The following is a 10,854-nucleotide window of genomic DNA, read 5'->3' as shown; positions in this document are numbered from 1 at the left end:
TCGACGAGGTTCTTGCCGATGTCGTGCACATCGCCGCGCACGGTGGCCAGGACGATGGTGCCCTTGCCCTCGTCGTCGCTCTTCTCCATGTGCGGCTCCAGATGGGCGACGGCCGACTTCATGACCTCGGCGGACTGCAGGACGAACGGCAGCTGCATCTGGCCGGAGCCGAACAGCTCACCGACGACCTTCATGCCGTCCAGCAGGGTCTCGTTGACGATGTCCAGCGCGGGCCGCTCCTGAAGGGCCTCGTCCAGGTCCGCCTCCAGGCCGTTCTTCTCGCCGTCGATGATGCGCCGCTTGAGGCGCTCGTCCAGCGGCAGCGCGGCCAGTTCCTCGGCCTTGCCGGCCTTGAGGGACTTGGCGGTGGCGCCCTCGAAGAGCTGCATGAGCTTCTGCAGGGGGTCGTAGCCCTCGGCGCGGCGGTCGTAGATGAGGTCCAGAGCCGTCTGGACCTCCTCCTCGCTGAAGCGGGCGATCGGCAGGATCTTCGACGCGTGCACGATCGCCGAGTCCAGGCCCGCCTTGACACACTCGTCGAGGAAGACCGAGTTCAGCAGGATGCGGGCGGCCGGGTTGAGGCCGAAGGAGATGTTGGACAGCCCCAGGGTGGTCTGCACCTTCGGGTGGCGCCGCTTCAGCTCACGGATGCCCTCGATGGTGGCGATCCCGTCCTTACGGGACTCCTCCTGTCCGGTGCAGATGGTGAAGGTCAGACAGTCGACGAGGATGTCCTCCTCGTGGATGCCCCAGGTGCCGGTCAGGTCCTCGATGAGCCGTTCGGCGATCTCGACCTTCTTCTCGGCGGTGCGGGCCTGGCCCTCCTCGTCGATGGTCAGCGCGATCAGCGCGGCGCCGTGCTCCCGGGCCAGGGCCGTGACCTTGGCGAAGCGGGACTCGGGGCCGTCGCCGTCCTCGTAGTTCACCGAGTTGATCACCGCGCGGCCGCCGAGCTTTTCCAGGCCGGCCCGGATGACGTCGATCTCGGTGGAGTCCAGCACGATCGGCAGGGTGGAGGCGGTGGCGAAGCGGCCGGCCAGTTCCTCCATGTCGGCGGCGCCGTCCCGGCCGACATAGTCCACGCACAGGTCGAGCATGTGCGCGCCCTCGCGGATCTGCTCCCGGGCGATCTCCACACAGTCGTCCCAGCGGCCCTCCAGCATGGCCTCACGGAACTTCTTCGAACCGTTGGCGTTGGTGCGCTCACCGATGGCCAGGTAGGAGGTGTCCTGCCGGAACGGCACGCTCTGGTAGAGCGAGGCGGCACCCGGCTCGGGTCTCGGATCACGGGGCGGCGCCTCGAGGCCCCGCACCCGTTCCACGATCTGCCGCAGGTGCTCGGGTGTCGTGCCGCAGCAGCCGCCGACCAGAGACAGGCCGTACTCGCGAACGAACGTCTCCTGCGCGTCCGCCAGCTCCGGCGCGGTCAGCGGGTAGTGCGCCCCGTCCTTGGTCAGCACGGGCAGGCCGGCGTTCGGCATGCAGGACAGCGGCACACGGGCGTGTCGGGACAGATGGCGCAGGTGCTCGCTCATCTCCGCAGGACCCGTCGCGCAGTTCAGGCCGATCATGTCGATGCCCAGGGGCTCCAGCGCGGTCAGGGCCGCGCCGATCTCGGAGCCCAGCAGCATCGTGCCGGTCGTCTCGACCGTGACCGAAACGATCAGAGGTACGGCGTGGCCGGTGGCTTCCATGGCCCGGCGGGCGGCGATGACGGAGGCCTTGGTCTGGAGCAGATCCTGCGTCGTCTCCACCAGCAGCGCGTCCGCGCCGCCCGCGAGCAGGCCCTCGGCGTTCTGCTGGTAGGCGTCCCGGATCGCTCCGAAGGTGATGTGACCCAGCGTGGGCAACTTCGTGCCGGGCCCCATCGAGCCCAGCACCCAGCGCGGACGCCCGTCATGGGCGCTGAACTCGTCAGCCGCCTCACGGGCGACCCGGGCGCCGGCCTCCGACAGCTCGAAAACCCGCTCGGCGATCCCGTACTCCCCGAGGGCGGCGAGGTTCGCGCCGAACGTGTTGGTCTCCACGCAATCGACGCCCACGGCGAAGTACGCATCGTGGACCGACCGGACGATGTCCGGCCGCGTCACGTTCAGGATCTCGTTGCAGCCCTCCAAGCCCTGGAAGTCGTCCAGCGTGGGGTCCTGGGCCTGGAGCATGGTGCCCATCGCCCCGTCCGCCACCACCACACGGGTGGCCAGGGCTGTCCTCAGACTGTCGCCGCGCGTTCCCGTCACGACAGCCCCCGCAGATGAGCCACGAGGTGCGCGGCGCACCCCACTCCATAGGTGGCCCGCAGCCGCGCGAGCAGCGCGTCGCGGTACAGCCGGTATTCCTGCGTCCCGACGTAGTCCAGGACCGTGGCGGCCAGGACGCAGCCGAGTTGGGCGGCGCACTTCTCCGGCACGCCCCACGCCACACCCGCGAGGAATCCCGCACGGAAGGCGTCACCGACTCCCGTGGGGTCCACGACGCCCGGCACCTCGACCGCGGGAACGGCCAGCGCTTGGCGCCCGTCCGTGCGGATTCGGACGCCCGCTGCTCCGTGCGTGGTGACCCAGCAGCCGACGCGACGCAGGATATCCGGAACGGTCAGGCCCGTACGGTCCTGCAGCAGCGCGGCCTCGTACTCGTTGGTGAACAGCCAGCGGGCGCCGTCGATCAGTTCGAGGACGTCGTCCTTGCTCAGGCGCGCCAGCTGCTGGGACGGGTCGGAGGCGAAGGGGATGCCCAGTGAGCGGCAGGCCCGGGTGTGGCGGAGCATGGCCTCGGGGTCGTCGGGCGAGACCATCACCAGCCCGAGCCGGCCGACCCGCTCCACGACCGTCCGCAGGTCGATCCGGCGCGCTTCCGCCATGGCGCCGGTGTAGAACGTCGCGATCTGGTTCTGCATCCGGTCGGTCGTGCACACGAAGCGTGCCGTGTGCTGTTCCTCGCTGACCAGCACGGAGTCGGTGTCGACCCCGTGCTGCTTCAGCCAGATCCGGTAGGGCTCGAAGTCGCAGCCGACCGCGCCGACGAGTACCGGCCCCATGCCGAGCAGCCCGAGGCCGAAGGAGATGTTCGCTGCCACGCCGCCGCGACGGATCTCCAGCCGGTCGGCGAGGAAGGACAGGGAGACACGGTCCAGGCGGTCGGCCAGAAGCTGGTCGGTGAAACTCCCCGGGAACGACATCAGATGGTCGGTGGCGATGGAGCCCGTGACAGCGATGCGCATCTCAGCCCCCCACGGCCTTGAGCAGGGCGTCGACCCGGTCCGTGGCCTCCCAGGAGAACTCCGGGAGTTCACGCCCGAAGTGGCCGTACGCCGCGGTCCGGGCGTAGATCGGCCGCAACAGGTCCAGGTCACGGATGATCGCGGCAGGCCGCAGGTCGAACACTTCGGTGATGGCGGCCTGGATACGGTCCACGGGCACGGCTTCGGTGCCGAAGGTCTCGACGAACAGACCCACGGGCTCGGCCTTGCCGATGGCGTAGGCGACCTGGACCTCGCAGCGGGAGGCGAGGCCCGCGGCGACGACGTTCTTGGCGACCCAGCGCATCGCGTACGCCGCCGAGCGGTCCACCTTGGAGGGGTCCTTGCCGGAGAAGGCGCCGCCGCCGTGCCGGGCCATGCCGCCGTACGTGTCGATGATGATCTTGCGGCCGGTCAGGCCGGCGTCGCCCATGGGCCCGCCGACCTCGAAGCGGCCGGTCGGGTTGACCAGCAGCCGGTAACCGTCGCTCTCCAGACTCAGGCCCTGTTCGGCCAGCGCCTTGAGCGTGGGCTCGACGACGAGGTCCCGGATGTCCGGGGCCAGGAGACCGTCGAGGCTGATGTCGGGGGCGTGCTGCGAGGAGACGACGACGGTGTCCAGACGTACCGGCCAGTCGCCGTCGTACTCGATGGTGACCTGCGTCTTGCCGTCCGGTCGCAGGTAGGGGCAGGTGCCGTCCTTGCGGACCTCGGTCAGTCGCTCGGCCAGGCGGTGCGCGAGGTGGATCGGCAGGGGCATGAACTCAGGGGTGTCGTCACAGGCGTACCCGAACATCAGGCCCTGGTCGCCGGCGCCCTGCCGGGACAGCTCGTCCCCGCCACCTTCGATCCGGGCCTCGTACGCGGAGTTCACCCCCTGCGCGATGTCCGGGGACTGGGATCCGATCGAGAGCGACACACCGCAGGACGCCCCGTCGAAGCCTTTCGCGGAGGAGTCGTAGCCGATCTCGAGGATCGTGTCGCGCACCAGCTGGGCGATGGGAGCGTACGCGGTCGTGGTGACCTCGCCCGCGATGTGCACCTGCCCCGTGGTGATCAGAGTCTCCACGGCGACGCGAGAGGCCGGATCCTGGGTGAGCAGCGCGTCCAGGACCGTGTCGCTGATCCGGTCGGCGATCTTGTCGGGATGGCCCTCGGTGACCGATTCGGAGGTGAAGAGCCTCCGGCCCATCTCACTTCACCCCCGCGCGGAAGAAGTTGGCGTCGATGGCGTCGAGGGTGCGGATGGCGTCGACCTCCAGGGTCTCCATCTCGATGGGACGGCCGCAGTGCTGTTCCAGCAGGAAGACGAACTCGACGAAGGACAGCGAGTCGATGAGGCGGTTCTCGATCAGGTCCAGGTCGCCCGGGATGTCCTCGCGGTCCGGGTGACGCTTGAGGATCCAGTCCTTGACCTGCTGCAGGGCCTCGCTCATGAGTGTGCTCCTCACATTGCTGTGTACAGGTGGGTGGGCAGGCGTCTCACGGCCTCAGGCCGGAGGGCTCGCCGAGGATGGGGGCGGCCACGGCGACCGCGTAGTCCACGTCATGGCTGATGCTCACCGTGATGTCCGTGATGCCCGACTGCGCCGCCATGTCGGCGGCGCTGCGCCGCAGTTCGACGAGCGGCCAGCCGCCGTCCGAGCGGCGCACCACGATGTCCCGCCACGGCAGGAACCGGCCCCGGACCCGCAGTGTCTTGAACGCCGCCTCCTTGGCCGCGATCCGGCCGCAGAGACTGAGAAGATCGAGCCCGCTGGACGTGCTGCAGTCGGCGAGTTCTCCGGGGTCCAGCATCCGCTCGAAGAAACCCTCGCCGTGGTCCTCGAGGAGTCGGCGGACGCGCTTGACGGACACGATGTCCATGCCGAGGTTCGCCCAGCCCGGGCCGCCTGCGGCGGTTGGGTGGGCCGGCACGTCACACCCCCGGTCCGACCGGGGAGAGATGGTCCCTGGCCGCGTGGACGGCCTCCGTGGCGGCGGCCCAGCTGCCGTGCCGCCGGGTGAGTGCGGACAGCCAGCGCTCCAGGCCGAAGGCGACGCAGCTGGTGAAGGCCGGACCGCCGGTGCCGGCGAGGGTGATGGAGCAGCGGTCGCCGAAGAAGTTGCGGTGCGTGTTGACGGAGGCGATGGCCAGGTCCTCGTAGAGGAATTCGTGCTTGACGGGCGACAGCCGCTGCAGCACCGCCTTGGCGCCGCCCTTGTCGTAGAAGGGGTCGCAGGCGGCTTCCTTGCGCAGCGGCAGGTCCAGCGCCCGGGCGAAGGCGGTGATGCGGTCGCTGAAGTCGCACAGGTGGCTCTCGGCGTGCTCGCGGCTGCCGAGAGCCACGATCTCCCGCATGCGGAAGCCGAGTTGGCGCCTGAGCCCCTCGTAACGTTCCTCCTTGCGGAAGCACCAGCCGACGACGGTGACGAGGGTGTCGTCGGCCACCTCGCGGCCTTCGTGGTCGAGGTAGACCGCGTAACAGGACGCGGAGGGCAGACCGAGTTCGGCGGGTTGCAGAGTGCTGCAGGGAAAGCATCCGGTCTCGGCACAGAACTCACCGCGCCGGTCGACCTCGATCGCGGTCGCGACGACGGCCTGGTGCGGGAAGTTCTCGTAGTAGTCCAGACGCCTCAGATCCGCGGCCGGCAGCAGCGGGGGCATGGTCATGGAGCGTGCTCCGGCGACCACTCCCCACCTTTCGAAGGTGTCGTCGAGGAGCCGCAGCAGGCCGGTGCCCTCCGGCCCGAGGGAGGGTAAGCCGCGGGCTTCCCGGGGCGAGTCCGGTGAAGATCGCGGGGCTGTGAACGTGGTGTGGGACACGGTGGTTGACCACCTCTCGGGTCAGATGACCGGCAGCGTGTCGTCGGAGAAGATCCCGGTCTTGAGGAAGAAGGCGAGCGGCTTGCGGATGGCCTTGCGCTCGTGCGGGCGCCGACGCTCGTCGGCGACGAGGGCGCCTCGCAAACCGAGCGGGTCGGCGATGCCGGCGTCGCGGTAGACGTGCGGGTTGTAGAGGGAGTTGACGCTGAAGACGACGTAGCGTTTGAGGTAGCTCTCCACCTCGCGCAGCCGCTCCTCGCCCACCGCGTCACGCATCCGGGTGAACAGCAGCGAGACCAGCTCGCGCCCGAAGGCGATGTGCCGGGACTCGTCCTGGTGGTGGATACGGTTGACCTGGCGGATGGTGTCGCAGAGCAACTCGTCCTGCGCCATCCGCATGTTGTAGTGGTCGACCAGCTCCTCGAAGAACAGGATGCGGGCGAAGACGAGGAAGTTCTCGACCTCGGGTTCCCAGGCGGAGTCGGCGCGCATGGCGGTCGAGGCGTAGATCTTGTCGCCGTAGCGGCGGCAGAACTCGGCGAAGAACCACATGTGTTCGTTCTCTTCGCCGATGAAGTGGTGGAAGAAGTCGGACGGCACCTCGAAGCCGGGCATGTGGATGCGCTGGACGACCTCGATGAGCAGTTCGCGGATGCCGTGCACGTTGAGGCTGTAGAAGTTGATGGACTCCCACTTGGACAGCCGGTGCAGGGTCTCCTCACCGAGCTCGTCGAAGTGGGGGGTGCCATAGGGCGTGAGCAGCTCGGGGCTCATCCACAGGCGGTTCTCGTCCAGCTGCTCGGGCCATTCGAACTGCTGGTACGGGTTGTAGTAGTCCTCGATGGCCTTTTCGCTGAGCCGTTCGAGGACTTCGAGGAAGCGGTCGGATACGGGCAGGGCCGAGGTGGCCATGGTCCCTCCTGTCGGGTACGCGGGTGTGCGGATGCGACGGGTGTGCCGTAGGCGGTCGGCTCAGGGCCGGACCTCGTACACGGCGTTGACCGGGGTCTCGGTCGCGCGCCGCCAGCGTGTGAAGCCGGCCTCCTCCGCGATGGCGCGGAACGCCTTCTCGCCGGAGTGGTTGCCGAGGGCGTGCGGGCCGCGCTGGGCGACGGCGACGGGCAGGCACATCACGGCGGACAGCGACATGAACATGCGGGCCGCCGGTGTGCGGGTGTCGATGTCGGCGGGCGAGACGTTGGACTCGACGAGCATCCAGGTGCCGTCCTGGTCCAGGGACTTGTGCACGTGCTGGGCGGCGGCGACCGGGTCGCCCATGTCGTGCAGGCAGTTGAAGAAGGTGACCAGGTCGTAGCCGCTGCCCGGGTAGTCGTCGGCGGACGCCGTCTCGAAGTCGACGCGCTCGGACAGGCCCGCGTCGTCGGCGAGCTGCCGGGCGATGGTGACGGCTTCCTCCGAGTAGTCGAAGCCGTACACCCTGGCCTGCGGGTAGGCCTTGGCGATGAGCAGGGTGGTGTGCCCCACGCCGCAGCCGATGTCGGCGACGCTGCCGCCGTTCGCCAGCTTCTCGGTGACGCCTTCCAGCGCGGGCAGCCAGTCGCTCAGCAGCCGGTGCCGGTAGGTGGGCTGGAAGAAACTGCCCATGCCGGTGTCGAGTGCCGGGTCGTGCTCGGCCCAGCCCACGCCCTCGCCGGTACGGTAGGCGTCGACGAGCAGGTCCTCGGTGGCGTACAGGGCCTTCAGGGCGGTGAAGAATCCCGCGGCGTAGGTGGCGGACCCGGGCTCGGCGAGGACGGAGGCGTGAGCCTGCGGCAGGGTGTACTTGTCGGACGACGGGTGGCGTTCCACGTAGTCGGCGCTGAGCTGGGCGTGCAGCCACTCCTCCGCGTACCGGGCGGTGACGCCGGCGCGCTCCGCGAGCTCCGCGGGGGTGAGCGGGCCGTGCTCGGCCAGTGCGCGGTACAGGCCGAGCCGCTCGCCGAGGGAGACGGTCAGGCCTCGGACGGCCGCGGCGGCGTCGTCGATGATGCGCTGGTGGAAAGCGGTGGTGGGGTCGGCGCTCGGGGCACCGGTGCGGTCGGTCATGACGTGGCCTCGTCTCGGGTCGCGGTGAACAGGAAGGACCGCGGCACGCGGGGCACCTCACGGGACGGCACCGGATAGGGCCAGCGGCCGAAGTCGACGCCGTCCTCACCGGGCTGCTTGACCTCGCGCACCGTCCAGCCGCAGGAGGTGAGCAGCTGCTCGGGCTCCTCGGTGCCGAACAGCCAGGGGTTGCCGTCCTCTTCGAGCGCCTTCATGAAGGGCCGTGAGAGCGGGTTCTCCAAGGCCGCCCTGCTGATGACGTCGCCGAGGAAGACGGAGCCCGGCGCGCTGTGCTGCCACAAGGTCGCCAGCAGGGTGCGCACGGCGTCTTCGGGCAGGAAGAACAGCAGACCCTCGACCACCCACAGCGTGGGCTGCTCCGAGCGCCAGCCCGCCTCCTTCAGGTGCCCGGTCCAGTCCTGGGTGAGGTCGACGGCGACGGTGCGGCGTTCCCGGCCGGCCGGTTCCGGCTCGTCGGCGAGCATGGCCGCCTTGGCCTCGAGAAGCGCGGGCCGGTCGAGTTCGTAGACGGTGACGCCCGCGGGCCAGTCGAGCCGGTAGTAGCGGGTGTCCATACCGGCCGCGAGGAACACGACCTGGCGGATCTCCCGCTCCCGCGTCGCGCGGCCGATGGCGCGGTCGAGGTAGGTGGTGCGGATGGCGAGGAACGGCACGGTGCCTGCGCCCGCGTAGCGATCGAGCAACTCGAAGCCGACGGTGCCGGCGACCGTGCGGGCGTAGGGATCGGCGAACAGCCGGTCCTCACGCTCGGTCTCCAGTGCCCGCGCGGCGGCGGTCCACTGGGCAGTGCGGGATACGGCCTCCACAGGAGGTCTCCCTTCGAAAAGCGCTTGGGAATCGGAGGGTGGAGCGGGGCGTGTGCGGACGGCCGTGTTCAGCGCTCTCGTACACAGGGGACCGGGTCCTCCGCCGCGGACGTCGACGCGGGGGATTCGGCGGAGGAGTCGGCAGGGCGCCGCCGGAAGATGCTGTGCAGGATCATGCTGAACACGGCCGTCCCGTCGGGGGCCACCAGCTCGCAGCGCGGCTGGACGATGCCGGTGGCGGGATTGCCGAACGAGGGGCGCGATCCCAGGATCCGGATACGCGCGGTGAGGACGTCGCCCGGCCGCACGGGCCGGTGGTAGCGGACCTCGTCGACACCCGGGGATCCGACGCAGGCGCTGTAGGCGAGGAGCCCGTCGACGTAGCGCCGCATGAAGAGCGCCGAGGTGTGGAAGCCGCTGGCGATCAGCCCCCCGAAGGGCGACTGCTTCGCGAGCTCCGGGTCGGTGTGGAAGGGCTGCGGGTCGTAGCGCCTTGCGAACTCCAGCACCTCCTCCTCGGTGACGGTGACGGTGCCCAGCTCGTGGATGTCACCGGTGCGGAAGTCCTCGAAGTAGCGCATGACGCCCCCTGGAGCCGGAGAAAAGATTCTCTTGACGCACTCCAATCTACGAATGGACCATTTATTTTGTCAATCCAAATCTACGCGGACCAAGGCTTGTTCGATGTCTCGCCAGAGGTCGTCCGGGTACTCGATGCCCACCGACATCCGCACCGTTCCGGCGCCGATACCGGCCGCCGCCAAGGCCTCCTCGCCGAGCTCCCGATGCGATGTCGACGCAGGGTGAGCGACCAGTGTCTCCACTCCGCCCAGCGAGAGCGCGAGCCGGGCGAGGCGCACCCGCTCGATGAAAGCGCGGCCGGCCTCCCGCCCGCCGGCGAGCTCGAACGAGACCATGCCGCCGCCTCCGGACAGCGCCTTGCGCGCCAGGTCGTACGACGGATGGCCGGGCAGCCAGGGCCAATACACGGCGGTGACCTGCTCGTGCTCCGCGAGACGACCGGCCAGCAGTTGCGCGCCCGCGCAGTGCTGCCGCATCCGCAGCGGCAGCGACGGCAGCCCGCGCAGGGTCAGCCAGGCCGCGAACGGGTCGGCGCAGGCACCGAGTTCGACCGTGCGCGGCCACACCCGGTCACGCACCTCCACGTCGGCGAAGACGGCGACCCCGCCCAGCACGTCGGAGTGACCCGCCAGATATTTGGTCGTCGAGTGCACGACCACGTCGGCGCCGTGCTCCACAGGGCGGCACAGCACGGGCGACGCGAGCGAGTTGTCCACGACGCTGACCACGCCGTGCCGCCGGGCCGCCGCCAGCAGGCCGGGAAGGTCGGGTACTTGCCCGGTCGGATTGGCGATGGTCTCGAGATGCAGCACGCGAGTGGTGGGCCGCAGACGCCGCTCGAACTCGGTCGGATCGTCGCCACGTACGTACTCCACCTCGACGCCGTATCGCGCCGCGAGATCCGACAGCACGGCGTACGTACCGCCGTACAGACAGCGCTGGGCGACCACGTGGTCACCTGGCCGCAGCAGCGCGAGCAGCACACCGCTGATCGCGCCCATTCCGGACGCGAAGGCGATGGCGGCGGCTCCGCCCTCCAGCGCGGCGAGTGTGCGCTCCAGGGCCCGTACGGTCGGGTTTCCACGGCGCGAGTAGACGTACGGGCCGTCCGGTCCGGCCATGGCGTCGGCGAGCGCGTCGGCGGAATCGAAGGCGAATGCCGAGGACTGGACGATGGGAACGCTCAAGGGCCGACTGCCGCTCGGCCCGGGATCGCTCAGGATGTGCACGGCACGGGTCTGCATGTCCAAGACCGGTACTCCTCTCTACGCAGAACTCAGGGCCGCCCGACGCCCCGGTTACCCGGTGCCGGACGGCCCTTCGGAGGTTCTCTTGTCCTGGTGGGCGGCGGCGTTGTG

At 69.6% G+C, this 10,854-nt stretch carries 11 protein-coding genes; all 11 read right to left on the bottom strand.

Annotated elements, in window-relative coordinates; translation table 11 throughout:
* The coding region (locus tag AC07DF_RS20135; RefSeq protein WP_478972672.1) for a homocysteine S-methyltransferase family protein at positions 1-2,237 on the bottom strand (2,237 nt) is incomplete at its 3' end.
* Positions 2,234-3,217 carry a carbohydrate kinase family protein gene (locus tag AC07DF_RS20130; protein ID WP_478972669.1) on the bottom strand — a complete coding sequence of 328 codons (984 nt, stop codon included), beginning with the start codon at positions 3,215-3,217 and terminating at the stop codon, positions 2,234-2,236. The genes AC07DF_RS20135 and AC07DF_RS20130, both read right to left, overlap by 4 nt.
* Before the next feature lies 1 nt (position 3,218).
* Complete coding sequence (gene metK / locus AC07DF_RS20125; RefSeq protein WP_478972666.1) at positions 3,219-4,427, bottom strand: methionine adenosyltransferase; 1,209 nt, start codon at positions 4,425-4,427, stop codon at positions 3,219-3,221.
* Between the two features lies 1 nt (position 4,428).
* Positions 4,429-4,671 (bottom strand): acyl carrier protein, encoded by a 243-nt coding sequence (locus AC07DF_RS20120; protein WP_020275650.1) that lies wholly within the window; start codon positions 4,669-4,671, stop codon positions 4,429-4,431.
* Between the two features lie 46 nt (positions 4,672-4,717).
* A complete protein-coding gene (gene acpS, locus AC07DF_RS20115; RefSeq protein ID WP_478972663.1) occupies positions 4,718-5,152 on the bottom strand; it encodes a holo-ACP synthase in 435 nt (144 codons plus the stop codon).
* Position 5,153: 1 nt separating this feature from the next.
* Complete coding sequence (locus AC07DF_RS20110; RefSeq protein WP_478972660.1) at positions 5,154-5,888, bottom strand: class-II aminoacyl-tRNA synthetase family protein; 735 nt, start codon at positions 5,886-5,888, stop codon at positions 5,154-5,156.
* A gap of 174 nt (positions 5,889-6,062) precedes the next feature.
* Positions 6,063-6,953 carry a diiron oxygenase gene (locus AC07DF_RS20105; protein WP_478972657.1) on the bottom strand — a complete coding sequence of 297 codons (891 nt, stop codon included), beginning with the start codon at positions 6,951-6,953 and terminating at the stop codon, positions 6,063-6,065.
* A gap of 60 nt (positions 6,954-7,013) precedes the next feature.
* Complete coding sequence (locus AC07DF_RS20100; RefSeq protein WP_478972654.1) at positions 7,014-8,087, bottom strand: class I SAM-dependent methyltransferase; 1,074 nt, start codon at positions 8,085-8,087, stop codon at positions 7,014-7,016.
* Complete coding sequence (locus AC07DF_RS20095; protein WP_478972651.1) at positions 8,084-8,914, bottom strand: class I SAM-dependent methyltransferase; 831 nt, start codon at positions 8,912-8,914, stop codon at positions 8,084-8,086. The genes AC07DF_RS20100 and AC07DF_RS20095 overlap by 4 nt, the downstream gene beginning before the upstream one ends.
* 68 nt (positions 8,915-8,982) lie before the next feature.
* Positions 8,983-9,495, bottom strand: coding sequence for a MaoC family dehydratase (locus tag AC07DF_RS20090; protein ID WP_478972648.1), 513 nt, complete (start codon positions 9,493-9,495; stop codon positions 8,983-8,985).
* A gap of 69 nt (positions 9,496-9,564) precedes the next feature.
* Complete coding sequence (locus AC07DF_RS20085) at positions 9,565-10,740, bottom strand: trans-sulfuration enzyme family protein (RefSeq protein WP_478972769.1); 1,176 nt, start codon at positions 10,738-10,740, stop codon at positions 9,565-9,567.
* Positions 10,741-10,854: the final 114 nt, after the last annotated feature.

Source organism: Streptomyces sp. NPDC044719, assembly GCF_056433405.1.
Note: the sequence above shows the minus strand (reverse complement) of the source record. Positions and strands in the feature narration are given on the sequence as shown.